Below are 25023 nucleotides of genomic sequence, written 5' to 3'. Positions count from 1 at the left end.
TCCGGGTTAGGAGGCGGAAGATCTCTGCGATAATCTGAATCGGTGCACGGAAGGAGCGAATGTCTGGTGGAGCTGTATCACGGACTCGGTGAGGTCGAGGTCGACGCTGTCGGCACCGTCGTCACCCTCGGCAACTTCGACGGCGTGCACCGCGGACACGAAACGGTCCTGACCACCGTCGCCGCCCTGGCCAGGCAAGAAGGCCTGCGCTCGATCGCAATGACCTTCGATCCCCACCCGCGCACGGTCCACCGCCCCGACGAGCCGACCGTGATGATCAATTCGACCCGGCAGCGCGCCGACCTCATCGCCGCCACCGGAATCGACGGCCTCCTCATCCAGCCCTACGACCTCGACTTCGCCGCCCAGTCGGCCGAGGAATTCGTGCGCCGGTACTTCGTCGAAGCCCTGCGCGCGAAGATCGTCGTCGTCGGCGACGACGTCCGGTTCGGCAAGGACAATGAAGGCACGATCGAGACTCTGCGCCGCCTCGGCGAGAAATTCGGGTTCCGTGTCGAAACGATCGACGAAGTCGGGCGCGGGGGTCGGTATTCGTCCTCCCGGATCCGGGAGCAGCTCACTGCCGGTGATGTCGCCGAGGCGGCCGACCAGCTCGGGCGCTACCACGCACTCCACGGCACCGTCGTCCACGGCGATGCCCGCGGACGCGACCTGGGATTTCCGACGGCGAACCTCTCGGACGATCCCGACGGACTCGTCCCCGCCGACGGCGTCTACGCCGGCTGGGCGACGTTCTCCGGTGAGGATCAGGCGTACCCGGCCGCGATCTCCGTGGGCACGAACCCGACCTTCCAGGGACAGGTCCGACGGGTCGAGGCGTACGTGCTCGACAAGGAATTCGGCGAATTCGACGTCTACGACCGTGAGATGACTCTCGAATTCGTCTCCCGCATCCGTGGGCAGGTCGCGTTCACCGGGATGGACGACCTCATCGTGCAGATGCATGAGGACATCGCCGATGTGCGCGAGGTCCTGCACACCTGATAAGCTGATCTCTGCCGTTTTCACCGGCCGCGGTCCCATAGGGCAGAGACTTCAGGTCCCTGCGCCGCGCAACGACACGAAGGAGAACTCCATGGCTCTCGATACCGCTGTGAAGCAAGAGATCATCAAGGAATATGCAACTCATGAGGGCGACACCGGTTCTCCCGAGGTCCAGGTTGCACTGCTGACCCGCCGGATCACCGACCTGACCGAGCACTTCAAGGATCACAAGCACGACCACCACTCGCGTCGTGGCCTGCTGCTCCTCGTCGGCCAGCGTCGCCGCATGCTCAAGTACCTCGCGAAGGTCGACATCGAGCGTTACCGCTCGCTCATCAAGCGCCTCGGCCTGCGCCGCTGATTCGACTCAGCGCAGCTGAAATGGAAGCGTCCCACCTTCGGGTGGGGCGCTTCTGTGCTTCTGCGGTAGACTTCGTACCGGACAACCACGCCATGGACGTTTCGGTCTTCGGTAGTGGCCTCCGGAGGAATGAGCGCTTGAGCGCCGGTTCCGTGGGCCCCGATCGATGACCGGCTTGGATCCATGGGATGTCCGAGCCAATATCCCGCCGGAACGACGCGGGGTCGCGCACTGCCGAGGGCACACCGCCGAAGGCAGCGCGTCCACTCATGCGTTGAGAACTATCACCTGCGCACCGCAGACCACCGCGTGCCGGCACAACATAGGAGACTACGTGGGACTCAACCCTGAATCCGCCGTTGCCCATATCGACAACGGCAGCTTCGGCAAACACACCATTCGCTTCGAAACCGGACGACTTGCCCAGCAGGCCGCCGGATCCGCCGTCGCCTACCTCGACGACGACACCATGCTGTTCTCGGCCACCTCGGCCGGCAAGAACCCCCGTGAGGGCTTCGACTTCTTCCCCCTGACAGTCGACGTCGAAGAGCGCATGTACGCCGCCGGCCGCATCCCCGGCTCGTTCTTCCGCCGTGAGGGACGCCCCTCGACAGACGCGATCCTGACCTGCCGCCTCATCGACCGTCCGCTGCGCCCCTCGTTCGTCAAGGGCCTGCGCAACGAGGTCCAGGTCGTCGTCACCGTGATGTCGGTCAATCCCGACCACATCTACGACGCTCTGGCCATCAACGCCGCGTCGATGTCGACTCAGCTCTCGGGTCTGCCGTTCTCCGGCCCCATCGGCGGTGTGCGCATCGCGCTCATCGACGGCCAGTGGGTCGCCTTCCCGAACCACTCGCAGCTCGAGGACGCCGTGTTCAACATGGTCGTCGCCGGTCGTGTCGTCGGTGACGACGTCGCCATCATGATGGTCGAGGCCGAAGCCACCGACAACGCCATCGACAAGATCAAGACCGGTGCCGCGGCCCCCACCGAGGAGGTCGTGTCCGAAGGTCTCGAAGCTGCGAAGCCGTTCATCGCAGAGCTCTGCCGCGCGCAGTCCGAGCTCGCCGATCGCGCCGCGAAGCCGACCGTCGAATTCCCCGTCTTCCGCGACTACGAGGACGACGTCTTCGAAGCGGTGAAGGAACTCGCCGAGGCGAAGCAGACCGAGAACTTCACGATCGCCGACAAGCAGGAGCGGGAAGCCGCCGGTGCCGCCCTCCTCGACGAGCTCTTCGAGAAGCTCGGAGAGCGCTTCGAAGGCCGTGAGAAGGAGATCGCGAACGCTCTCAACGCCCTGACCAAGCAGGTCGTGCGCAAGCGCATCCTCACCGAGCAGGTCCGCATCGACGGCCGTGGGCTCAAGGACATCCGTCCGCTCACCGCCGAGACGAACGTCATCCCGCGCGTGCACGGTTCGGCGATCTTCGAACGCGGCGAGACCCAGATCTTGGGTGTCACCACCCTGAATATGCTCAAGCTCGAGCAGACCATCGACTCGCTCTCACCCGAGACGTCGAAGCGCTACATGCACCACTACAACTTCCCGCCCTATTCGGTCGGTGAGACCGGCCGCGTGGGCAGCCCGAAGCGCCGCGAGATCGGCCACGGCGCTCTCGCCGAACGCGCCCTCGTGCCCGTTCTGCCCAAGCGTGAGGACTTCCCGTACGCGATCCGTGAGGTCTCCGAGGCCCTCGGTTCGAACGGTTCGACCTCGATGGGCTCGGTCTGCGCCTCGACGCTGGCTATGCTCTCGGCCGGTGTGCCGCTGCAGGCGCCCGTCGCCGGCATCGCCATGGGTCTCGTCTCCGACGTCATCTCCACCGACCAGGGTGAGCAGACCGCCTACGCGGCTCTGACCGACATCCTCGGTGCCGAAGATGCCTTCGGCGATATGGACTTCAAGGTCGCCGGTACGCGTGACTTCATCACCGCGATCCAGCTCGACACCAAGCTCGACGGCCTTCCCGCCTCGGTGCTCGGTGCCGCCCTCAAGCAGGCCCGCGAAGCACGCATGGTCATCCTCGACGTCATCGCAGAGGCCATCGACGCCCCGGCCGAGATGGCCCCGACGGCACCGCGGATCATCTCCGTGAACATCCCCGTCGACAAGATCGGTGAGGTCATCGGGCCCAAGGGCAAGATGATCAACCAGATCCAGGAGGACACCGGCGCGGACATCAGCATCGAAGACGACGGAACCGTCCTCATCGGTGCCACGGACGGACCGGCCGCCGAGGCCGCCCGTTCGATGATCAACGCGATCGCGAACCCGCAGGTTCCCGAGGTCGGCGAACGCTACCTGGGCACCGTGGTCAAGACAATGAGCTTCGGCGCATTCGTGTCCCTGACCCCGGGCAAGGACGGCCTGCTGCACATCTCCGAGCTGCGTAAGCTCAACGACGGCAAGCGCGTCGAGGACGTCGAAGACGTCGTCGGTGTGGGCCAGAAGGTCCAGGTCGAGATCACGAAGATCGATGACCGCGGCAAGCTGTCGCTGGCTCCGGTCACCGACGAAGACGAGAAATCGGACGAAGAGGGATCAGACAACTGATACTGAGCAGTTCGCACACCGGGGAGGGCAGCCGAATCGATCGGTCTGTCCTCCCCGGTGGTTTGACGCTGACCACCGAACACATGCCGGGTCTGGCCTCGGAGACGATCGGGATCTGGGTCGCGGCCGGGTCCCGTGACGAATCCGCCGAGACCGCCGGCTCGACGCATTTCCTCGAGCACATGCTGTTCAAAGGCACCGGCAGCCGCGATGCGAAGACCATCGCCGCGGCCTTCGACCGCACCGGCGGGGATTCGAATGCGATCACCGCCAAGGAGCTCACCTGCTACTACTCCCGGTGCCTCGTGACGGATCTGCCGAACATCACCGGCCTCCTCGTCGATATGGTCTCGAACTCCCAACTCGACGTCGAGGAGTTCGAACGCGAGCGCGGTGTCATCATCGAAGAGCTCGCCATGTCCGCCGATGATCCCGGAGACGTCCTCTTCGACGACTTCGATTCTCTGGTCTTCGGGCCGCATTCGCTGGCCCGGCCCGTGGGTGCGACGAAGGATCAGGCCCGCGTGCTCGGCCACCACACGGTCATCGACCACTATCAGTCGACGTATATCCCGCCTCGTCTGGTCATCGCCGCCGCGGGCGGGGCGACCCACGAAGAGGTCCTCGAGATGGTTGAGGATGCCCTCGCCGAGGCGGGGCTCGGGTCCCGCGCCGACGTCTGGTCGGGCGCGGGGAACGGGGACGCCGCCTCGGTGGCGAAGGGCTCGCACCTCGGTGGGGCCGCACGGGTGCGTCCGGAGTTCCATTCCGGAAAGTCGCACACCGTCAAAGACATCGAACAGTTGGGCATCATGCTCGGCTGCGAAGGCCTGCCGGAAGGCGACGACGACCGGTTCATCTACTCGGTCATGCTCACCATGCTCGGCGGGGGAATGTCGTCGCGACTGTTCCAGAGCGTGCGCGAGGAGCGCGGACTGGCCTATGCCGTGAACTGCGTGGCCAGCCAGTTCACGGATACCGGCACCTTCGGCATCTACGCCGGATGCACGGCCGAGAACGCTCAGGCCGTCGTCGATCTGGCGGTGAGCGAATGGGATCGGCTGGCGCAGGAGACGCCGAGTCAGTTCGAGCTCGACGAGATCGTGTCCCAACTGTCGGGGTCGATGGTGCTCGGACTCGAGTCCTCTGCGGCGCGGATGAATCGTCTCGCCCGGTCGGAGATCTTCGGGCTGCCGCTCGAATCGCCGATGGACCTCATCGAACGCGTCCGCTCGGTCACGGCCGAGGACGTCAGCGAGATGGCCGGGCGGCTGCTGTCGCGGCCCAAGGCTCTGGCGCTGGTCGGACCGGCCGCCGAGGTTGAACTGCCCTGAGCGCGTCGCCGCGTTCGGGGCGTCGAGCCTCGGGCGCGGGATGCCGTCCGGCTGGAACGTGAAAGGAGACAGGCGAGATGGCGAGGAAGAGCGCAGCGGTCCGCCGGGAGGAGATCCTGGCGGCCACGGTCGAGGAGATCGAGGCGACGGGTCTGCGCGCGCTGCGCGTCTCCGACGTCGCCGCGCGTCTGGGCTTGAGCGCCAGTCTCGTCATCTACCACTTCGAGACGAAGGAAGCCCTCGTCGCCGAGGCCTTCGATTTCGCCGGGCGGCAGGACATCGACCGTGCCCGGGAGCTGGCTGCCGGGCAGGTCTCGGCTCTCCAGCGACTGCGGGACGTCGTCGGCTGGTACCTGCCAAGCGGCTCCTCGCGCAGTTGGAAGATCTGGATCGACGCTTGGTCGGCCGGACTCTTCGATGCTGGTCTGAGAGCAACATTCGCCGCTCTCGACCGGGAGTGGAAGTCGATTCTCGTGCACCTCATGGACGAGGCCATCGCGGCGGGGGAGTGCACGGCACCTGAAGGCGGCACCGCGTCGGGCGCGACCAGGGTCCTCGCCTTCCTCGACGGCCTGGCTATCCAGGTGATGGTCAATTCGGAGACCGTTGACACAGAGGCGCTGAGCACCTGGGTCGACGACTTCCTCACCCGCGAACTCGGCTGAGGGTGATTGTTGGGTCGATCCACGGTGTTCTGCACGTCCAGAACGCCGCGGATCGACCCAACAATGCTTCCGTGCGGTCATGTGGTCGACTGCCGTGCGCTCCCATCAGTAGCGAGCGGAGAACCCTCCGTCGGCAGACAGCAGCTGGCCGCTGATCCACCGACCCTCAGCAGAGAGCAGAAATGCAGTGACCCCGGCGATGTCGCGAGGAGTGCCCATGCGGCCGAGCGGCTGATAAGGGATCAGCCCGGTCCTCGTCTCTTCGTCCATCCAGCCCGTATCGATCGGCCCAGGATTGACGACGTTCGCAGAGATCCCCTTCGGTCCGAGTTCCCGCGCAGCGGAGATGACGATTCGATCGAGCGCGCCTTTCGATGCTCCATAGGGCAGATTGCCCGTGGCGTGATCGCTGGTGAAGGCGACGATCGCGCCTCCCGACTCGCCGATCTGCTTCGCGAACGCCGCGATGAGGAGCAGCGACGCGCGTGCGTTGACAACCATGTGGCGGTCGAAGCTGTCGGCGGTGGTGTCCAAGATCCCGGACTCTTCGCCGTGCGCATGGCTGAGCACCAATCCGTCGATGGTGCCATGATCCCTGCTCACCCGACCGACCAGCTCCTGAGCTTCCTGAGCCGATGACAGGTCGCACGGGTAGTCTCCGCGATCGAGATCGCTCGTGCACACGGTCCAGCCGTCGGACGACAGTCGTGCGGCCACTCCCGCGGCGATGCTGTTCTCTCGTCCGGCTCCGGTGATGAGTGCTGTCGGCATGCTTCGATCCTAGCGGCCTTGACGTGGTGGCCCTCACCCGGACAGACTGGAGTCACACGTCTTACTGAATAGCGGTTCAGTAAGAGTCTTGAGACGCCGATCTTTTGGGAGCCCCATGTTCATGGACATCACTTGGCAGGATCCGGACACCGGTGCACACGGGTACGTCGTCATCGACACCCTCGTGCGCGGCACCGCTTCGGGCGGTCTGCGCATGCGCAAAGGCTGCACCCTCGAGGAGGTGCGCGGACTCGCCCAGGGGATGACCCGCAAGGAAGCGATCCATCTGCGCGAGGGCCGACACTATGTGCCCGTCGGCGGAGCCAAGGGCGGAATCGACTTCGACCCCCGCGCACCCGGAGCCAAGGACGTCCTCGAACGCTTCCTCGTCGACATCAACCCGATCATGCACGCCTACTGGGCCCTCGGGGAAGACCTCGGCGTTCGCCAGGACGACATCGACGAGATCCTCGCCCGCCGCGAACTCGGCTCGGGACTCTCCGCCGTCAACAAGCTCGTCGACGATCCCGTCGCCGTCGAGGCCCGTGCGGAGAAGGCCTTCTCCGCCGTCGTCGACGGCGTCGCCCAGGACGAACTCGTCGGCGGCCTCGGTGTGGCCACCTCGGCGATTGCGGCCCTGCACGACGCCGGCCGCGACCCCAGCGAATCCACCGCCGTCATCCAAGGATTCGGCTCCATGGGCGGTGCCACCGCCCGCTATCTCGCCGAGGCGGGACTGCGCATCGTCGGCATCGCCGACGCCGACGGGTTCGTGTCCAACCCTGCCGGGCTCGACGTCGAAGCGCTGCTGGTCACCCGGGACCAGTTCGGCGGAATCGACCGCGAAGCGCTGCGCCCGGAGGACCGCGTCGGCGATCGCGACGACTGGCTCGCCGCCGACGCCGATGTCCTCGTCCCCGCGGCCGTGAGCTACTCGATCACGCCGGACAACTGCGACCGCATCACCGCCTCACTCATCGTCGAGGCCGCGAACATGCCTGTCCTGCCCGCGGCCGAAGAGACGCTGCTGGCTCGCGGCGTCATCGTCGTCCCGGACTTCCTCGCGAACTCGGCGACGAACGCCTGGTGGTGGTGGGTGACCTTCGGCGACGTCGACGGCAGCTGGGAGGACGGCCGCACCATCGTCACGACGACCCTGCGCGACCTCACCGCCGAAGTCCTCACCGCAGCTCGCGACCAGGGCATCAGTCCCCGGGGGGCCGCCCAGGCGAAGGTCGATGCGAATCTCGCCGCTTTGGGCGATCGTGCTGCCGCTGCCGTTTCGGTGACGGAAAGCTAGCGATATGGACGCGTTCTTCGATCCCGGCAGCGTCGCCGTCCTTGGAGCATCGAACGATTCCAGCAAATGGGGTTTCTGGCTCGCCGCCGGAGCTCTGCGCGGGGCCGAGCGCCGCCGCGTCTACCTCATCAACGCCACAGCCGGCTCGATCCAGGGCCAGCCGACGTACGCTCGCCTGAGAGACCTGCCGGAGACGCCCGAGCTGCTCGTCATCTCCGTGCCCGGCCCCACCGTGGCGGGAGTCGTCGCCGAAGCACTCGAGAACGGAGTGCGCGCCTTCCTCATCATCTCCGCCCGCGTCCCCGACGCCGACCAACTGGCTGCCACTATCCGTGAGACCGGCGGCCGCCTCATCGGCCCGAACTCGCTCGGGATCGTCGACTCACACGCCGATCTGCTCCTGGCCTGGGGCAACTTCATACCCGGAAGTCTCGCCGTGGTCACCCAGAGCGGCCAGCTCGGCACGGAGATCGCGACACTCGCGGCCCGCAGCGGACTCGGCGTCTCCCGATTCGCTTCGATCGGCGGACAGTCCGACGTCCGCGCCGCCGAGGTGCTCGGCACCCTCGTCGACGACCCCGCCACCGCTCAGGTCGCGCTCTACCTCGAATCCTTCACCGGCGGAGCCGCCCTCGTCTCAGCCCTCAAAGCCCTGCGCGCCGCCGGGAAGCCGACGATGATCCTGACTACAGGAGCCTCCAGTGCAGGAGCGCGTCTCGCGAGATCCCACACCGGATCGATGACCTCGGCCATGGACACCGTCGATGCCGCCTGCCGGGCCGCCGGCGCCATCCGCCTGGCCACCCCCGGACAACTCGTCGAACTCGCCGGATTCTTCGCCTCCGCCTGGCTGCCGAAAGACCGGCGCATCGGTGTGCTCTCCGACTCGGGCGGACAGGGAGCGATCGCCGCCGACACCGCCGAGAGCTGGGGACTCGACGTGCGCGAACTCAGCGCCGGCGCTGCCGGACGCGTGAGCGAACTGCTGCCCGAGGCCGACCACATCGTTAATCCCATCGACCTCGACGGCGCAGGAGAGAAGAACCTTGATGTCTATGCTGACCTCGCCGAGGTGCTGCTGACCGATACGGACATCGACGCTGTCGTCGTCTCCGGATACTTCGGCTGCTACGGCGAGGACGTCCCCGACCTGCGCGACCGAGAACTGGCTGTCGTCGATCGTCTGGGCGAGCTCGTCGCCGAGGCGAAGAAGCCCGTCATCGTCCACTCGATGAGCGCATCGTCGCCCGCCGTCACCCACCTCTGGGAGCTCGGCATACCCGCCTACACCTCCATCGAAGCGGCCATGCGCGTGCTCGCCCGCGCCGGCTTCTACGCCGCCCATTCGGGTCGGCTCACCGAATCCCTCGAACTCACCGGCCCCGTCACCCCGTGGGGCACCGGATACGCGGCCGCTCGAGCAGTGATCGAGGGCGCTGGGATTCCCGTCCCTGCCGCTGTGACTGTGGGCAGCGTGGGCCCGGGGGAGTCCCGTGCACCCGCCGAGGCGGCCAAGGCGTCCGAACTCAGACCGCCGTTCGCGCTCAAGGCCGGATGGCCCGCCCACAAGACCGAGGTCGGCGGCATCGCCCTGGGACTGAGCGATCTCCCCGCAGTCGAAACGGCATACGCGGACATGGTGGGTCGCCTCGGCGAGGGTGAGTACATCCTCGAGGAGATGGACACGCGCGATCACGTCGTCGAGATCCTCGTCGGGGGTCGGCAGGACGAAAACTTCGGGCCGCTCGTCATCGTGGCCGCCGGCGGGACAGAGACCGAACTCTTCGCCGACACGTGGCTCGAACTCGCCCCCGTCACCCACACCGAAGCCTTGGACATGATCTCGCGACTGAGCTGCTCGCGGCTGCTCACCGGATGGCGGGGCAGACCCGCCGCGGATATCGACGCCCTCGCCGAAATCATCGTCGCGGTATCCAGAATGGTGGCCGGGAACAACGCCATCGCCGAGATCGAGATCAACCCGGTGCGAGTCGCTCCGGACAGCGCCTTGGCCGTCGACGCACTCGTCGTGACGACGGAGAACCCGACCGCAGAGAACGTGCCAGCAGAGAAACCGAACAGCGAGGAATGAGAATGGACCAGACGACCATCACCGGCGGAGCACACCTGGCTCGTGCGCTCCAGGCCGAAGGGATCACCCGCGTCTTCGGAATCCCCGGCACCCACAACCTCGAGATCTTCGCGCAGCTGAGCGCCGCAGGCATCGACATCGTCTCACCTCGCCACGAGCAGGGCGCGGGCTACATGGCCGATGGAGCCGCCCGCGTCACCGGCGAGGTGCAGGTCATCGTCACGACCACCGGGCCGGCCGCACTCAACGCACTCACCGCCCTGCTGCAGTCCTTCACCGATTCCGTGCCCGTCCTCCTCATCACCCCCGGCATGCCGTTGACCCACCCCGGCCGCGGGAACGGACTCCTTCACGAAGTGCGCAACCAGTCCGCGGCCCTCTCGGCGGTACTGACCGAGGTCATGCGGGTCACGAGCCCCGGCGAGGTGTCGCTGGCCGTCGGGCAGACGCTGTCGGCGATGCGCTCAGGCCGGCCCCGCCCGGCCGCCATCGAGATCCCCCTCGACCTCATCGAAGACGCCGGCCCGGGACAGCTCCATCCGTCCGTGACCCGGGCGCTGCCGGCTCCCGTGTCCTCGGAGATCGATGCTGCCGCCGAGGCGATCGCCGGCTCGAATCGACCGCTCATCATCGCCGGGGCCGGAGCACACGGAGCAGGAGCGGAGGTCGCAGCTCTGGCTGAGACGCTCGGAGCGGGAATCGTCCTGTCCTCGAACGCGAAGGGACTCGTCGATGACCGCGCCGAGACCACCATCGGCGCCGTCGGGGTCCTCGAGCTGCTTCCCGAACTCACAAGCGATGCCGATGCGGTCATCGCGATCGGTACGGAACTGGCACCCAGTGACTTCTGGCCGGAACCCCTGCCGCTGCCCGACACCGTGGTGCGCATCGACATCGACGAAGTGCAGATGCTCACGAACGCGACCGTCACCCATCCGATCCTCGCCGCCGCGAAGAACGCGACAGCGGCCCTGAACGAACAAGTGTCAGCGCTGCGGACGGAGTCCGCGACCGCCGCCGCACGGAACTGGACGGCCGGCTGGAAGAGCAGGGCCGCCTCGGCGATGGAAACCGGCGGCCGACCTTGGGCCGATCTGTCGGCCGCACTCACAGCGTTCGCGGAATCGGACACCTCACCGCTCTTCGTCGCAGCGGATTCGACGATGGCCTGCTATTACGGGGTGCAGACCGGGTGGAAAGCTCGCTCCGGTGACCGGTTCCTCTACCCGGCCGGGGCAGGCACGCTCGGTTACGGGCTGCCCGCCGGCATCGGTGCGAAACTCGCTGCTCCGCAGGCCAGAGTGGTCGCGGTGGAAGGCGATGGGGGATCGATGTTCACGATCGCCGAACTCGCCGCGGCCGTGCAGGCGGGCGTGCGGATGTGCCTCATCGTCGTCGATAACGGCGGGTACGGGGAGATCCGCAATGAGATGGAGGACCGCGGGGACACTCCGTCAGGGGTGAAGCTCACCGGGCCGGATTTCCCGGCACTCGCGCAGGCGATGGGGGCACGCGGAATCCACGTCGACGGCGCGGACGCGCTGCTGGCCGCGCTCAGCGAGGCGGAGGCAGCGGTCGGCCCGACGCTCATCCACATCACCGAGGATTCCCGGGCCGGAGCGGACATGCTCGACTGACCGGGGACGAGGGACGTCGGCCGGGCGCAGTGAGGCGCCCGACCTCCACTGACACTTCGAAGGAGAACTGATGAGCTACACACCTTGGCCGCTGAGCGATGAACAGCATGACATCCTCGACCTCGTGCGCGGATTCGCCCACGACACGATCCGCCCGGCCGGTCGCCGCGTCGACGAGGCCGACACCGAATCGCCCGTCGACATCTTTGCGGCGGCAGCACGGCTCGGGATCACCGACTTCATGATTCCCGAGGAATACGGCGGCGGCGGATTCACCGATGTCTTCACTCAGTGCCTTGTCCAGGAACAGCTGTGCTTCGGGGATCCGGGCATCGGGAACTTCGTGTGTTCGAACGGCTTCTTCGCCGACCCGATTCTCGCATTGGGCACGCCGGAGCAGAAGGAGGAGTGGCTGCGCCCGCTGACTGGAGCAGACCCGAAGATCACGGCGCTGGCAACGACCGAACCCGGATCCGGATCGGACTCGGCTTCGATCATGACCCGGGCGGATGCCGTCGACGGTGGATACGTGCTCAACGGGCAGAAAGCCTGGATCTCGAACGCGGGGCTCGCCGATTTCTACGTTGTCTTCGCCAAGACGGACTCGAGCCGGCGCTCTCGCGGAATCAGCGCATTCCTGCTGCCCAGGGAGACCGAGGGGATGGAGTTCGGTGCGCCGATGAAGAAGATGGGACAGCGAGCCATCGTGTGTCGGGAGATCTTCTTCTCCGACGCATTCGTGCCCACGTCGGGCCGCCTCGGCGAGGAGGGGCAGGGCTTCTACGGACTCATGCGCACCTTCGACATCTCTCGGGTGGTGCTCGGTGCTGCGGCGCTCGGCACGGCACGGGCGGCCTTCGAATATGCGCGTGACTATGCGCGGGAGCGCACGCAGTTCGGGACGAAGATCATCGATCATCAGGCCGTCGCGTTCCGGCTGGCGGACATGTCCTCGCGGATCGATGCGGCGTGGCTGCAGGTGCTCAATGCGGCGCGGATGCTCGACGCCGGCGATGCCGTTGATCGACAGCGGATGACGGCCGCGGCGGCGATGGCGAAGCTGAACGCCTCGGAGACGGCCATGTTCTGCACCTGGGCGGCCGTGCAGACCCTCGGCGGATGGGGGTATTCGCGAGAGCATCCCGTCGAGCAGTGGATGCGCGATGCCAAGCTCGAGGAGATCGAGGAGGGCACCTCGGACATCATGCGGCTGCTCATCTCACGCAACCTCGGGTGAAGTCACTCGGCGTCATATGGAATAGACCCGACGGACCCCTTGTTGTCCGAGATGAGACCCTGGGATAGGGTCGAAATGAAGCCACCGATGTGGTGGTCATCAAATCTGATCAGGAGGAATCTCATGGCTGAGCAGTACACACTTCCGGAACTGCCCTACGACTACTCCGCTCTTGAGCCGCACATCTCGGCTCGCATCATGGAGCTGCACCACGACAAGCACCACGCCACCTACGTCAAGGGCGCCAACACCGCCGTTGAGCAGCTGGCCGAAGCCCGCGAATCCGGCAACCTCGCCAATGTGCCGAAGCTGACCCGCGACCTCGCGTTCAACCTGGGCGGCCACGTCAACCACTCGATCTTCTGGAACAACATGTCCCCGGACGGTGGAGACAAGCCGGTCGGTGAACTCGCCGCAGCCATCGACGACCAGTTCGGTTCGTTCGACAAGTTCCGCGAGCACTTCACCACCGCGGCCACCACGATCCAGGGCTCCGGCTGGGCCGTCCTCGTCTACGACCAGCTCGGCGGAAACCTCTTCATCGAGCAGCTCAAGGACCAGCAGTCCGACATCCAGCTCGGCGGCACCCCGGTTCTGCAGCTCGACATGTGGGAGCACGCCTTCTACCTCGACTACCAGAACGTCAAGCCCGACTACGTCAAGGCTTGGTGGAACATCGTCAACTGGGCAGACGCCGGCGCACGCTTCGACCGCGCAGTCGCTCAGACCAAGGGCCTCCTCCTCGGCTGAGACCCCAATTGCTACCTGACGGCGGCCCAGCAACCTCGCGCGAGGTTGCTGGGCCGCCGTCAGGTTGTTTGAGACCTCGGAGCGGGCGCTGGCGGACCGGCGACTGCGGATAAGGTGGCCGGATGAGCGCAATTCTCCGACCCTGGCAGTCAGGCGCTTCGGGTGATGCCGAGGCGTTGGCTGAGGTGTATGAGCGGGCCGATGACGCACTGCTCAGCAACATCCCCGACGACCGCACGATCGGTGGTGCCCAGACATGGCTGGAGACCATCACCGACGCCGAGGCAGCCGGTGACCTCTGCGCTCGGGCGATCATTGATGACGGTGACCGTTCAGGGCGACGAATCCTTGGAAACGTCATGGCCTCCGGGATCGAACGCCGGCACTCGAGCGCGTGGATCTCCTATTGGTCCGTGGCCGAAGCACGCGGCCAGGGCCTGGTGTCGGCAGCGCTGCGCAGCCTCGTCGACCTCCTCCACGACGAACTCGGGATCTACCGGCTCGAACTCGGCTACCGGGTGAACAACCCGGCTTCGGCGGCAGTCGCGAGGAACGCGGGTTTCATCGTCGAAGGCCGCGAACGAGAGAAACTCCTTTACGACGGCATCAGATACGACACCGAGGTCTGCGCTCGGCTGAGTGGAGACCCGCGGCACCGTGGACCGCGCATACCGTTCGACCCACCTCGTTGACCCCGCATCGTCCCCTCCAGAACTACCTGACGGCGGCCCAGCAACCTCGCGCCAGGTTGCTGCGCCGCCGTCAGGTAGTAATTGGGAGTGTTCGGATGGTCACTGGATGTGAAGAGAACTGCCGAGGGTCGCTAGACTGACTGGCGGAGATCGTTCCGGTCGTCTCGCCTCGGCCCGACCGGCACACCTCGCAGGGATCATCGCACAAGGAGTCACAGCATATGAGCATTCGCGTAGCCGTCATCGGAGCCAAGGGTCGGATGGGATCCCACGCCGTCGATGCGATCAACGACGCCGAAGGACTCGAACTCGTCGCCGCACTCGGCAGCAGCGATTCGCTGGAGACCCTGCTCGAGAAGAACATCGACGTCGCCGTCGAACTGACCGTTCCCAAATCCACCGAGGACAATGTCACCTTCCTCGTCGAGAACGGCATCGACACCGTCGTTGGCACCACCGGCTGGGACAACGACCGCCTGGCCCGACTCGAAGCCACGCTGAAGAACCACCCGGAGACTGCGGTGCTCATCGCCCCGAACTTCTCGATCGGTGCCGTCCTGGCCATGCGCTTCGCCGAGCTCGCGGCCCCCTACTTCGACTCGGCCGAAGTCGTCGAGATCCACCACACCCGCAAACTCGACGCCCCGTCCGGCACGGCGAACCACACGGCCCAGCGCATCGCCGCCGCCCGCAATGCCGCCGGTCTGCCCGCCGTTCCCGACTCCACCGAATCCGATCCGCAGGGTGCACGCGGTGCCGTCATCGACGGAATCCACGTCCACGCCATCCGTCAGCAGGGCATGAATGCCCACGAGGAGATCCTCTTCGGTTCCGACGGCGAAGCCCTGACCATCCGCACGGACTCGCACTCCACCTCGGCGTTCATGCCCGGCATCGTCACCGCCGTGCGGTCCATCGCCGATTACACGGGGCTCATCCACGGCCTCGAGAACATGCTCGACCTCTGATGTCGAAGGCCAAGATCGGAGCGATCATCGTTTCCGTCGTCCTCGTCTTCTACTTCGTCCTCATGGGTCAGCGGGCGTGGATCCTCGTCCGCGAGCCCGCGATGATCCCCAAGATCATGGGTATCGCCCTGTTCGTCCTGCCCGTAATCGGCGCGTGGACGCTCATCGTCGAACTCGTCTTCGGCGCCCGTACGGAGAAGCTCGCCCGCATTCTCGGGGAGGAAGGCGGACTGCCCGTCGACGACCTGCCCAGGACGCCGGGCGGAAAGATCATCCGCGAGGCCGCCGACAGGGAATTCGTGAAGTACCAGGCCGAAGCCGAGGCCGCCCCCGAGGACTGGCGATCCTGGTTCCGGCTCTCGTGCGCCTACGATGCCAGCGGCGACCGGAAACGGGCGCGGGCCACGATGCGCAAATCGATCAGCCTCTTCCGGGAAGGTCAGAAGCAGGGCGCTTAGGTCCCGGCGACGCCACCCTGATGATGCCCGCGATCCCGCCTTCCAACGGGCCGCGGCTGCTGACAACCAACTTCCACAGCAGCGGCAGCAGCACGAATGTGAGTGCGTGGATGACGAACTCGAGAGTCTGCTCGCCAGCAGTTGCGGATTCCTCCAACGGATCGCCGACGATCTGAGACCTCGTGATCTCCAACAGCACGACGTGCGCCGAATACACGCTCAACGGCATCGATCCCGGAGCCGACAGCGGTGCGAGCACCCATGACTGGCGACCCAAGAGCGCTGCAGCGGCCTGGCATGCAGCGATCGTCATCACCGCGGTTCCACCCGTGGAGAGCAGATCGAACGGCGTCCCCGAATGCGGTCCCGCGATCGCCAGCCACCACCACGACGTCGCCGGAGTCACGCCGTAGCTGCCGGTGAACAGGGCCGCCGTGAGATCCGTGCCCCACATCTGCGCAACCTCCACGAGCGCGGCATCACCGCCGAAGACATTGAGCAGAATCCATGAGGCGCCGCGACCGATGATGAAGAGTCCGAGTCCGGTGGTGAACAGTGCGAGCAGGTGGCGCCCGATGTCGAGCTTCGCCACGGCCATGCCGAGCAGAATGTATGACAGCCACTGCAGCACCGGGTAATAGCCGGTGAGGAAGAGATCGGTGAGCATCGTCCCCGGCGTCGCGAAGTCGAAGAAGCCCATCGGCAGGTAGCTCGGTTCGAGGAGGAACGTCGAACGCACCCACATCGAGACGACGGGGGAGACGACCATCCAGACCCCGGCGATCGCGAACAGCGCCCCCGCGCGCAGCCGCAGGAAGAACAGGGCGAGGGCGAACATGATCCCGTAGTTGACGAGGATGACCGCGAGCAGTCCGGAGATCGACCCGAGGCAGAGCCCGATGAGGACGATGGCCGCCGCCCGGATGAGCACGCTCGGTGCCGCATCGCGCAACCGCCCCGACACTGCCATCCGCGATCGGGTCGAGAGCACCAGGGAACAGCCGGCGAGGACCGCGAACAGCGCCGAGGCGCGCCCGGCGAAGACCGCCGCCCAGGTCGGCATCCCCGTCTCGTCGCTGAGGGCGAAGATGTGCGTGACCATCATCGCCAAGAGGGCGATCCCGCGGGCGACATCGAGTCCGATGAGCCGCCCATCGGGGCTGAGCCGACGGGCAACCCTCGCCGAGGTGGCCGTGGAGTCCGCGTCGTGCGCTCGGTGAGGTTCCGCCGGGTGAGAGCTCATGGAACGATTCTCACACGACTTCACTTCTGCGCGCCCTCCCGCGTACGCTCCCGGGGTATCTTTATGCCATGACCTTCAACCCGAACGCCGATATCAGCGGCAACAGGACGAGCAAACGCGGTCGCAACACCGCGATCGTCGGGGGCGGCGGCGTGGGCATCGTCGGCCTGCTCGTCTTCCTCATCGGACCGCTGCTCGGCGTTGATGTCACCGGACTGATGGGCGGAATCACCCCTGACGACGGCGGCCAGAACCAATCGAGCGGGACGAGCATGTCCCAGTGCGATACGGGCGAGGATGCGAACACGAACATCGACTGCCGAATGGCCGGAGCACAGGTCGTTCTCGACGACTACTGGGCGCAGAAGGTCGACGGCTACGAACCGCCGGCGATGACACTGGTCGACGGTCAGACCTCGACCGGTTGCGGGACCGCATCGAACCAGGTCGGACCCTTCTACTGCCCGGCCGATCAGGGCGTCTACATCGATCCGAGCTTCTTCGACATTCTGCGCCAGCAGTACGGTGCCTCGGCCGATGAGCTCGCCCAGCTCTATATCGTCGGCCACGAATGGGGTCACCACATCCAGAACATCACGGGTGTGATGAGCGAACATCCGAACAACGGCACGGGTCCGGAGAGCAACGGCGTGCGCACCGAACTCCAAGCCGACTGCTACGCAGGCGCCTGGCTGGGCAAGGTCACCACTCTCACCGACGACAACGGCACTCCGTATCTCGAAGAGCCCTCCAAAGAACAGCTCGACGACGCTCTCAACGCGGCCTTCGTCGTCGGCGACGATCACATCCAGGAGCAGTCCGGCTTCGTCAACCCGGAATCCTTCACCCACGGCTCGAGCAAGCAGCGCCAGAAATGGTTCACCACCGGATACAACGAGGGCCTGAACAGCTGCGACACCTTCGAAGTGTCGGGCAACGAGCTCTGACTGACGGTTCCGCCCAACAGCAATCGCACCCCCCCCAACCGGCGATCGACACCTCGGGAGCCGACCCTTGCCGCCGTTCGTCATACGGTGATATGAATAACTGAGGCAGCCCCATCGAGGGGCAGCCACCCAGTCCCACCCGACGATCTGATCAAGGACGATCATGTCTCAGCTGTTCCCGCACCTCTTCGAACCCATCACCATCGGCTCCACAACGATCCGCAACCGCATCGTCTCCTCCGGCCATGACACCGTCCTCGACGATCACGGCCACATCGGCGACGACCTCGTCGCCTACCATGAGGCCCGCGCGAAAGGCGGAGCCGGACTCATCGTCCTCCAGGTCTCCGGCGTCCACGAAACCGCCCGCTACACCAGCCACGTCCTCATGGCCACCGACGAATCCTCCGTCCCCGGTTACCAAAACGTCGCCGAGGCGGTCCACCGCCACGGAGCAACGATCTTCGCCCAGCTCTTCCACCCCGGCCGAGAAGTCATGGACGGCGAGCGCGGCATGGCACCACGGGCCAAGGCCCCGAGCGACGAACCGCAGGAACGCTTCAAAGTCGTCCCCGAGTCTCTGACCACCGCTGAGGTCAGAGACATCATCGCCGGCTACGGACATGCAGCGAAACGCATCGCCGACTCCGGAATCGACGGCGTCGAGATCGTCGCCAGCCACGGCTACCTGCCCATCCAATTCTTCAACCCCGCCGTCAACACCCGCACCGACGACTACGGCGGCAGCCCGGAGGACCGTCGCCGCTTCCTCACCGAGGTGGCCCAGACCGTCCGTGCCGCCGTGGGACCCGACGTCGTGGTGGGCGTGCGGATCTCCGGTGAGGAGAAGACCGAGGACGGCCTCGTCGCCACCGAGATCCTCGACCTCATCGAACACCTCGACTCCCTGACCACCGACGGCGTCGACTGCCTCGACTACTTCTCGATCACCGCCGGCGATTCCTCCACTCTGCAGGGCGCCGTCCACATCGTGCCCTCGATGCAGATCGACCCCGGCTACGCCGCGAACCTGTCCGAGCAGGTCAAGAAGATCACCGACAAGACCGTCATGGTCGCCGGCCGCATCAACCAACCCCACGAAGCCGAAGTCGCGATCGCCGAGGGCCGCACCGATATGGCGATCATGACCCGCGCGATGATCTGCGATCCCGAAATCGCGAACAAATCCCGGGCCGACAACGTCGATGAAATCCGCGCCTGCATCGGCTGCAACCAAGCCTGCATCGGCCACTTCCAACAGGGCGTGCCGATCTCGTGCATCCAATTCCCCGAATCCGGCCGGGAACTCACCTTCCTTCCCCGACCGACGGTGCGCACCCGACGCAAGATCCTCGTCATCGGCGGGGGACCGGCCGGACTCAAGGCCGCCGCGGTCGCCGCCGAACAGGGAGATGACGTCGTCCTGTGCGAGAAGGAGCCCCACCTCGGCGGGGCGGTGCTGCTGGCTCAGGAACTGCCGTATCGATCCGAATTCGGGGGAGCGGCGACGAACCTTACCGCCGAGGCAGCCCGCGCCGGCGTCGACATCCGCACCTCCGTACCGGCCACCCAGGACCTCATCACCGAGGTGGCCCCCGACCACGTCATCATCGCCACGGGAGCCGAACAGCGCATGCCCGCCCTCGAGATTGCTGACGACGCATTCGTCATCGGGGCTCGCGACTACCTGCGCGAGACCCCGGACCTGCCGCCCGGCCGCGTGCTCGTCACGGACTGGAAGGGCGATTGGATCGGACTCGGCATCGCCCTGCGGCTGGCCGAGGCCGGGCGACACGTGAGCTTGGCGACGGCGGCGAACTTCGCCGGTGCCGCGATCCAGCAATACACGCGCACCCTGCTCGTGTCCCAAGCGCTGCGGACCGGTCGGGTGCAATTCGTCAACGACGCTCGCCTCGTCGGCGTCGATGTCGACACCGGGTACCTGCAATCCACACTTTGCGAGGTCGTCCACGAGGTCGCCGACGTCGCCGCGACGATCGTCTCCGGCGCCCCGCGAGCGGTGACGGTCGACCTCGACTTCGGGGCCGCCTCGGTGACGGTGATCGGTGACGCCCTGGCCCCGCGCACGGTCGAAGAGGCCGTGTACGAAGGGCTGACCGCGGCCACCGCTCTGGCCGAACGACGAACACCGGTCACGGCGTGAGCCCACGACCGGCCCAACCCGCGGCCGAAACCGAGGCGAAGAAGGCGGCGATCATCCAGGCCACCCTCGACCAGATCGTCGACCGAGGCCCCACGGCTGTGCGCATGGCCGATGTGGCGAAGGCGGTCGGCATGTCGGTCGGGACAGTGCAGTACTACTTCGGGTCACGCGATGCCCTGCTCGCCGCAGCGTTCTCGGCCCACAGCGATGCGGTGCTCAAGGACATCGCCGACATGGCAAACCATAATGGCAAGAACACAGGCGAAGGGGCAGAGGCCAGTTCGCCTCGGTCCCGCCTGCACGCGGCCTTCACCGCCGTCCACGAGGTCGGCAACCACGGCCAGAGGTCGCGGATCTGGATCGAGCTCGTCACCGCGGCACGCACCCATACGAGCCTGCAAGACTGTGTCGATTCCGTCTTCGAAGGGTGGCGCAGCCTGTTCTCACGCATCATCGGTGACGGCATCAGGACCGGAGATTTCACTCTTTACGGGCTCACCGCCACCGAGGTGGTCGATACGTTCATCGCCATCATCGACGGCTTCGACCTCGCCGCCGTTGCCGGACAGGGACCCGAGCCGACGACGATGGCGCGCATCCTCGGCGCGACTGCGGACGGCCTGTTGAGCGGTGGGAGTCCGGGCGCCGCTGCGACGCATTCGGGTCCGCACAATCCGGTCCGGTCATAGCCCGGCCCGCCTCACAGCCTGGCGATCGTCTCCACGTCCTCACCGAACTCCCGAGCCGTCTCCTCGGACACCGTCGCCCGCGTCGCCCGCAGCGCTTCGAGATAGTCATCGGTCGAAAGCACATCAGACCGGGAGGCGATATCGACGTGCTGCTGTCGCAGCGACGAGGCCAGCGCTTCCTGCGAAGCACGCCGGGCCGCATATTCGATATCGGCCGGGGTCAGCCCGTCACTGGCATCGACGAGCACATCGAGATCGACACCGGCGATCGTGTGCTCTCGAATGTAGCGAGACCAGATCGCCTCCCTGGCGGTGGCATCCGGCAAACCGATGGGGATGACATAGTCGAAGCGCCCATGCCGCAGGAACGCCGCATCGAGGGCACGGACGAAGTTCGTCGCACAGATGAGCAGCCGGCCCTCCCGATCCCGGAACTCCGCAACCTGCTTGAGCAGCTCATTCGTCACCCCCTGCGTCGGCGACGGCGGCTCACCTCCGCGCTTCGACGCGATCTCCTCGACCTCATCGATGAACACCACAGCATGTTCGAGCTCATTGATCTGCTCGAACGTTGTGCGCAGACCCGCGGCCACACCGCCGGGCTCACCGGACAGACGCGACGGGAACACCTCGACGAACGGCCAGTCCAACCGCGATGCCACCGCCTTCGCGAACGTCGTCTTCCCCGTCCCCGGCGGACCGAAGAGCATCACCGCCCGAGGCGGCACGACCCCGAAATGATCGGCGAGATCCGGTTCGGCCAAGGGCACGACGAGGCGATCCTCGAGCATGTCCTTCTCCTCTTGCATCCCGCTCACCCCATCCCAGAGGTGGCGGGGCAGAATCCGTCCCCCGACCGTTTTGAGTCGGTCGAGCTCACGACGTTGGACGGGCAAGTGCCGCTCGACGTACTTCAGCCCGGACCGGGCCTCGAAACCGTTGGCCACCAGACCATCGCAGGCCGACGTCCCCGCGGGAATGAGCATCGACAGCTTCCCCAAGCCCAGCGGCATGAGGCGTCGTTCGAGCGCATCGAGCAGCCCCGCCTCGGCGCGGGTGCCCTGCTCAGGATCGGCACGCACCGTCTCCAGGACATGGAAGAACACGAGAACTCCCTGACCGTGTGCGGCGCGGCCGACGGCGGCACCGACGATCTCCTCATCGCGGACGGCCACGACGGCCTGATTGCGCTGGCAGGCGGCCAACACCTCGGAGAGCGGATAGAGCGGGGGAGCGGCCTCGGATTCCGGGACGGCGGCTTCGAAGAGACGGATGATTCCGTCGAGGTCATCATCATGGAAATCGCGGATGCGGGTGCGGGTCATCGAAAACTCCTTTGTTTCGGTGGCGGGCAGGGCTCAAGAGTAGACGATCGAGCGGCTGCAGGTGTGATCCGTCTCTCAACGTGACCGCACGGGCACCGCAGGCGAGGCGAACGACACCCGCAACGCGGGTGGACCACTGCACTCATGAGAGGACGTGGGCGCTATCCTGGTTCTATGGCGATTCTCGGTGACCAGGCAGCAGCGACTGCCATTGACGCGTTCGGTTCCGTCGGCACTGCAATGGTGACTCCATTCAAGCGCGACGGCAGCATCGACTATGCGTCCGTGGAGAAGGTGGCGAACCACCTCGTCGAGCTCGGCAACGACATGCTCGTCGTCTCCGGCACCACCGGCGAATCTCCCACGACGACCGACGACGAGAAGGTCGAACTCATCCGCGTCGTCCGCGGCGTCATCGGCAAGCGGGCGAAGATCGTCGCCGGCACCGGCAACAACGTCACCGCACACACCATCGACCTCTCCCGCCGCTCGGCCGACGCCGGAGCCGACGGGATCCTGCTCGTCACCCCGTACTATTCGAAGCCGACCCAACCGGCGATCGAAGCCCATATGCGCGCGGCCGCCGACTCCACCGACCGGCCGGTCATGCTCTATGACATTCCCGGCCGCGCCGGTGCCCCGATCATCACGGACACCCTGCTGCGACTCTCGGACCACCCGAACATCCTCGCGGTCAAGGACGCCAAGGGCGACCTCTTCGCCTCCTCGTTCGTCATGAACAACTCCTCGCTCGTGTACTACTCCGGCGAGGACGCCCTCAACCTGCCGCTGCTGTCCCTCGGCGCGCTCGGACTCGTGTCCGTGGCCGGACACGTCTGCTCGGACCGGTTCGCCGCCATGGTCTCCGCAGTGGCGAACAACGACCTCAACACCGCACGCACCCTTTCCCGCGACACCGCGGACGTGGTGGATGCGCTCATGAACCACATGCCGGGAGTGATCTCGGCGAAGGCCGCTCTGCAGGCCCAAGGAATACTCGACAACCGCGACGTGCGTATGCCGCTGCTCCCAGCTGATGAGGAGCAGATGGCGTTCGTCGCCGCCCAATTGACCAGGAGTGGTTACCTCAGTGAATAATGCATTGACCCAAGAACTGTCCCTCCCGCCGAAGATGGACAAAGAAGCCGTCCGCATCGTCGCGCTCGGCGGACTCGGCGAAGTCGGTCGCAATATGACCGTCTTCGAATACCACGGCAAACTCCTCATCGTCGACTGCGGTGTGCTCTTCCCCGAAGAGGACCAGCCCGGCGTCGACCTCATCCTCCCCGACTTCTCCTACCTGGATGACCGCCTCGATGACATCATCGGCCTCGTGCTCACCCACGGCCACGAAGACCACATCGGCGCCGTTCCCTACCTGCTGCGTCGCAAGGGCGACATCCCGATCCTCGGTTCGCAGCTGACCATCGCGCTCATCGAAGCCAAGCTCAAAGAGCACCGCATCAAGCCCATCACCCGTGTGGTGAAGGAAGACGATGTCGACCAGCTCGGTCCCTTCGACCTCGAGTTCGTCGCCGTCAACCACTCGATCCCCGACGCCCTGGCCGTGTTCATCCGCACCGGCGCCGGAAACATCCTGCACACCGGTGACTTCAAGATGGACCAGCTGCCGCTCGACGGCCGCATCACCGACCTCCGCGCCTTCGCCCGCCTCGGCGAAGAAGGCGTCGACCTGTTCATGACGGACTCGACGAACGCCGAGGTTCCCGGCTTCACCGCACTGGAGAAGGACATCGGGCCCGTGCTCGAGAACCTCTTCGGCACCGCCGAACGTCGCATCATCGTCGCCTCGTTCTCCTCCCACGTCCACCGTGTGCAGCAGGTGCTCAACGCCGCCACCGCCCATGGTCGCAAGGTAGCCCTAGTCGGCCGCTCCATGGTGCGCAATATGAAGATCGCCGAAGACCTCGGCTACCTCAACGTGCCTGCCGGAACGCTCATCGACATCAAGAAGGTCGACGACTACCCCGAGGACCAGATCGTCCTCATGTGCACCGGCTCCCAGGGGGAGCCGATGGCCGCCCTGTCCCGGATGGCCAACCGCAGCCACCGCGTCGACGTCGGCGACGGCGACACCGTCATCCTCGCCTCCTCGCTCATCCCCGGCAACGAGAACTCCGTGTTCAAGGTCATCAACGGCCTGATGAAGCTCGGTGCTCGTGTCATCTCGAAGGCCGACGCGAAGATCCACGTGTCCGGTCATGCCTCCGGCGGCGAGCTGCTCTACTGCTACAACATCGTCAAGCCCCGCGGCGTCATGCCCGTCCACGGCGAATGGCGCCACCTGCTGGCCAACGCCCGCCACGCCGAGGCGACCGGTGTCGATCCGAACAACATCGTCCTGGCCGATGACGGCTGGGTCGTCGACCTCAAGGACGGTCACGCCGAGGTCGTCGGCGCCGTCGACTGCAACTACGTCTTCGTCGACGGTTCCTCGGTCGGTGAGATCACCGAGGCGGACCTCAAGGATCGTCTCGTCCTGTCCGGTGAGGGCTTCGTGACGATCTTCATGGCCGTGAACTCGCAGACGAAGTCGCTCATCGCCGGACCCGAGATCCATGCCCGCGGTGTGGCCGAGTCCGACGACGTCTTCGACTCGATCGTCCCGAAGGTGCAGAAGGCCGTCGAGGATGCTCTGCGTGACGGGACCACCGATCAGTACCAGCTCCAGCAGGTGGTGCGCCGCACCATCGGCCGCTGGGTGTCCTCGAAGCTGCGCCGCAAGCCGATGATCGTTCCTATGGTCGTCATCGTCTGAGACTCCGCTTTCGAGCGGCTCCGTCGTCGGTCTCTTGCCCGACGAAACT

General features: G+C 66.0%; 21 protein-coding genes. 18 read left to right on the top strand and 3 right to left on the bottom strand.

Features of this window, described 5'->3' with window-relative positions; genetic code table 11:
- Positions 1-66 precede the first annotated feature (66 nt).
- The 5 genes from ACVZTU_RS11860 to ACVZTU_RS11840 all read left to right on the top strand — a co-directional run bounded on the left by ACVZTU_RS11860 (position 67) and on the right by ACVZTU_RS11840 (position 5922).
- Positions 67-1005: a bifunctional riboflavin kinase/FAD synthetase gene (locus ACVZTU_RS11860; protein WP_181272035.1), complete on the top strand. Its 939-nt coding sequence runs from the start codon at positions 67-69 to the stop codon at positions 1003-1005.
- 91 nt (positions 1006-1096) lie between these two features.
- Positions 1097-1366 carry a 30S ribosomal protein S15 gene (rpsO, locus tag ACVZTU_RS11855; RefSeq protein ID WP_039210907.1) on the top strand — a complete coding sequence of 90 codons (270 nt, stop codon included), beginning with the start codon at positions 1097-1099 and terminating at the stop codon, positions 1364-1366.
- A gap of 334 nt (positions 1367-1700) precedes the next feature.
- Positions 1701-3923 (top strand): polyribonucleotide nucleotidyltransferase, encoded by a 2223-nt coding sequence (locus ACVZTU_RS11850; RefSeq protein WP_139468948.1) that lies wholly within the window; start codon positions 1701-1703, stop codon positions 3921-3923.
- Between the two features lie 62 nt (positions 3924-3985).
- Complete coding sequence (locus tag ACVZTU_RS11845) at positions 3986-5257, top strand: M16 family metallopeptidase (protein WP_229664179.1); 1272 nt, start codon at positions 3986-3988, stop codon at positions 5255-5257.
- Positions 5258-5334: 77 nt separating this feature from the next.
- Positions 5335-5922 carry a TetR/AcrR family transcriptional regulator gene (locus ACVZTU_RS11840; RefSeq protein ID WP_181272036.1) on the top strand — a complete coding sequence of 196 codons (588 nt, stop codon included), beginning with the start codon at positions 5335-5337 and terminating at the stop codon, positions 5920-5922.
- Positions 5923-6027: 105 nt separating this feature from the next.
- Here ACVZTU_RS11840 and ACVZTU_RS11835 read toward each other — a convergent pair whose 3' ends face one another.
- A complete protein-coding gene (locus ACVZTU_RS11835) occupies positions 6028-6693 on the bottom strand; it encodes an SDR family NAD(P)-dependent oxidoreductase (RefSeq protein ID WP_181272037.1) in 666 nt (221 codons plus the stop codon).
- A gap of 115 nt (positions 6694-6808) precedes the next feature.
- On the opposite strand from ACVZTU_RS11835, the gene ACVZTU_RS11830 reads away from it, so the two are divergent.
- From ACVZTU_RS11830 to ACVZTU_RS11795, 8 genes are all read left to right on the top strand, one after another.
- Positions 6809-7993 carry a Glu/Leu/Phe/Val dehydrogenase dimerization domain-containing protein gene (locus ACVZTU_RS11830; protein ID WP_181272038.1) on the top strand — a complete coding sequence of 395 codons (1185 nt, stop codon included), beginning with the start codon at positions 6809-6811 and terminating at the stop codon, positions 7991-7993.
- Between the two features lie 4 nt (positions 7994-7997).
- Positions 7998-10085 carry an acetate--CoA ligase family protein gene (locus ACVZTU_RS11825; RefSeq protein WP_181272039.1) on the top strand — a complete coding sequence of 696 codons (2088 nt, stop codon included), beginning with the start codon at positions 7998-8000 and terminating at the stop codon, positions 10083-10085.
- Between the two features lie 2 nt (positions 10086-10087).
- The gene (locus tag ACVZTU_RS11820) at positions 10088-11722 is read left to right on the top strand and encodes a thiamine pyrophosphate-binding protein (protein WP_229664178.1); all 1635 of its coding nucleotides are present in this window, start codon (positions 10088-10090) and stop codon (positions 11720-11722) included.
- Positions 11723-11792: 70 nt separating this feature from the next.
- Positions 11793-12959, top strand: a complete 1167-nt coding sequence (locus tag ACVZTU_RS11815; RefSeq protein WP_482400472.1) for an acyl-CoA dehydrogenase family protein — start codon at positions 11793-11795, stop codon at positions 12957-12959.
- Between the two features lie 123 nt (positions 12960-13082).
- The gene (locus tag ACVZTU_RS11810; RefSeq protein ID WP_135539373.1) at positions 13083-13709 is read left to right on the top strand and encodes a superoxide dismutase; all 627 of its coding nucleotides are present in this window, start codon (positions 13083-13085) and stop codon (positions 13707-13709) included.
- 122 nt (positions 13710-13831) lie between these two features.
- Positions 13832-14401: a GNAT family N-acetyltransferase gene (locus ACVZTU_RS11805; RefSeq protein WP_181272042.1), complete on the top strand. Its 570-nt coding sequence runs from the start codon at positions 13832-13834 to the stop codon at positions 14399-14401.
- A gap of 221 nt (positions 14402-14622) precedes the next feature.
- Positions 14623-15369, top strand: coding sequence for a 4-hydroxy-tetrahydrodipicolinate reductase (dapB, locus tag ACVZTU_RS11800; RefSeq protein ID WP_181272043.1), 747 nt, complete (start codon positions 14623-14625; stop codon positions 15367-15369).
- Positions 15369-15827, top strand: a complete 459-nt coding sequence (locus tag ACVZTU_RS11795) for a tetratricopeptide repeat protein (protein WP_139908413.1) — start codon at positions 15369-15371, stop codon at positions 15825-15827. Before dapB ends, ACVZTU_RS11795 begins: the two co-directional genes overlap by 1 nt.
- Here ACVZTU_RS11795 and ACVZTU_RS11790 read toward each other — a convergent pair.
- Positions 15790-17070 carry a heparan-alpha-glucosaminide N-acetyltransferase domain-containing protein gene (locus ACVZTU_RS11790; protein WP_181272044.1) on the bottom strand — a complete coding sequence of 427 codons (1281 nt, stop codon included), beginning with the start codon at positions 17068-17070 and terminating at the stop codon, positions 15790-15792. The genes ACVZTU_RS11795 and ACVZTU_RS11790 overlap by 38 nt on opposite strands.
- Before the next feature lie 68 nt (positions 17071-17138).
- Here ACVZTU_RS11790 and ypfJ point away from each other — a divergent pair, with 68 nt between their 5' ends.
- The 3 genes from ypfJ (at position 17139) to ACVZTU_RS11775 (ending at position 20870) form a co-directional block, all read left to right on the top strand.
- Entirely contained in the window at positions 17139-18017 is an 879-nt protein-coding gene (gene ypfJ / locus ACVZTU_RS11785; RefSeq protein ID WP_181272045.1) for a KPN_02809 family neutral zinc metallopeptidase, read from the top strand.
- Between the two features lie 163 nt (positions 18018-18180).
- The gene (locus ACVZTU_RS11780; RefSeq protein ID WP_181272046.1) at positions 18181-20181 is read left to right on the top strand and encodes an oxidoreductase; all 2001 of its coding nucleotides are present in this window, start codon (positions 18181-18183) and stop codon (positions 20179-20181) included.
- Positions 20178-20870: a TetR/AcrR family transcriptional regulator gene (locus ACVZTU_RS11775; RefSeq protein ID WP_181272047.1), complete on the top strand. Its 693-nt coding sequence runs from the start codon at positions 20178-20180 to the stop codon at positions 20868-20870. The genes ACVZTU_RS11780 and ACVZTU_RS11775 overlap by 4 nt, the downstream gene beginning before the upstream one ends.
- 11 nt (positions 20871-20881) lie before the next feature.
- Here the strand turns inward: ACVZTU_RS11775 and ACVZTU_RS11770 are convergent, their stop codons facing one another.
- Positions 20882-22195: an ATP-binding protein gene (locus ACVZTU_RS11770; protein ID WP_482400471.1), complete on the bottom strand. Its 1314-nt coding sequence runs from the start codon at positions 22193-22195 to the stop codon at positions 20882-20884.
- Positions 22196-22369: 174 nt separating this feature from the next.
- Here ACVZTU_RS11770 and dapA point away from each other — a divergent pair, with 174 nt between their 5' ends.
- Together dapA and ACVZTU_RS11760 are read left to right on the top strand one after the other, a co-directional pair.
- Entirely contained in the window at positions 22370-23293 is a 924-nt protein-coding gene (gene dapA / locus ACVZTU_RS11765) for a 4-hydroxy-tetrahydrodipicolinate synthase (protein WP_482400470.1), read from the top strand.
- A 34-nt stretch (positions 23294-23327) separates the two neighbouring features.
- Positions 23328-24974 (top strand): ribonuclease J, encoded by a 1647-nt coding sequence (locus tag ACVZTU_RS11760; RefSeq protein ID WP_181272060.1) that lies wholly within the window; start codon positions 23328-23330, stop codon positions 24972-24974.
- Positions 24975-25023 lie beyond the last annotated feature (49 nt).

This window comes from Brevibacterium sp. OS20, from assembly GCF_056837565.1.
Note: the sequence above shows the minus strand (reverse complement) of the source record. Positions and strands in the feature narration are given on the sequence as shown.

Excerpts from the sequence above, each read along its gene's own strand:
- rpsO (WP_039210907.1), top strand. The coding sequence starts at position 1,097 with ATGGCTCTCGATACCGCTGTGAAGCAAGAGATCATCAAGGAATATGCA.
- ACVZTU_RS11820 (WP_229664178.1), top strand. The coding sequence starts at position 10,088 with ATGGACCAGACGACCATCACCGGCGGAGCACACCTGGCTCGTGCGCTC.
- ACVZTU_RS11790 (WP_181272044.1), bottom strand. The coding sequence starts at position 17,070 with ATGAGCTCTCACCCGGCGGAACCTCACCGAGCGCACGACGCGGACTCC.
- ACVZTU_RS11815 (WP_482400472.1), top strand. The coding sequence starts at position 11,793 with ATGAGCTACACACCTTGGCCGCTGAGCGATGAACAGCATGACATCCTC.
- ACVZTU_RS11825 (WP_181272039.1), top strand. The coding sequence starts at position 7,998 with ATGGACGCGTTCTTCGATCCCGGCAGCGTCGCCGTCCTTGGAGCATCG.
- ACVZTU_RS11760 (WP_181272060.1), top strand. The coding sequence starts at position 23,328 with ATGGACAAAGAAGCCGTCCGCATCGTCGCGCTCGGCGGACTCGGCGAA.
- ypfJ (WP_181272045.1), top strand. The coding sequence starts at position 17,139 with ATGACCTTCAACCCGAACGCCGATATCAGCGGCAACAGGACGAGCAAA.
- ACVZTU_RS11835 (WP_181272037.1), bottom strand. The coding sequence starts at position 6,693 with ATGCCGACAGCACTCATCACCGGAGCCGGACGAGAGAACAGCATCGCC.
- dapA (WP_482400470.1), top strand. The coding sequence starts at position 22,370 with ATGGCGATTCTCGGTGACCAGGCAGCAGCGACTGCCATTGACGCGTTC.
- ACVZTU_RS11805 (WP_181272042.1), top strand. The coding sequence starts at position 13,832 with ATGAGCGCAATTCTCCGACCCTGGCAGTCAGGCGCTTCGGGTGATGCC.
- ACVZTU_RS11840 (WP_181272036.1), top strand. The coding sequence starts at position 5,335 with ATGGCGAGGAAGAGCGCAGCGGTCCGCCGGGAGGAGATCCTGGCGGCC.
- ACVZTU_RS11810 (WP_135539373.1), top strand. The coding sequence starts at position 13,083 with ATGGCTGAGCAGTACACACTTCCGGAACTGCCCTACGACTACTCCGCT.
- ACVZTU_RS11830 (WP_181272038.1), top strand. The coding sequence starts at position 6,809 with ATGTTCATGGACATCACTTGGCAGGATCCGGACACCGGTGCACACGGG.
- dapB (WP_181272043.1), top strand. The coding sequence starts at position 14,623 with ATGAGCATTCGCGTAGCCGTCATCGGAGCCAAGGGTCGGATGGGATCC.
- ACVZTU_RS11770 (WP_482400471.1), bottom strand. The coding sequence starts at position 22,195 with ATGACCCGCACCCGCATCCGCGATTTCCATGATGATGACCTCGACGGA.
- ACVZTU_RS11780 (WP_181272046.1), top strand. The coding sequence starts at position 18,181 with ATGTCTCAGCTGTTCCCGCACCTCTTCGAACCCATCACCATCGGCTCC.
- ACVZTU_RS11795 (WP_139908413.1), top strand. The coding sequence starts at position 15,369 with ATGTCGAAGGCCAAGATCGGAGCGATCATCGTTTCCGTCGTCCTCGTC.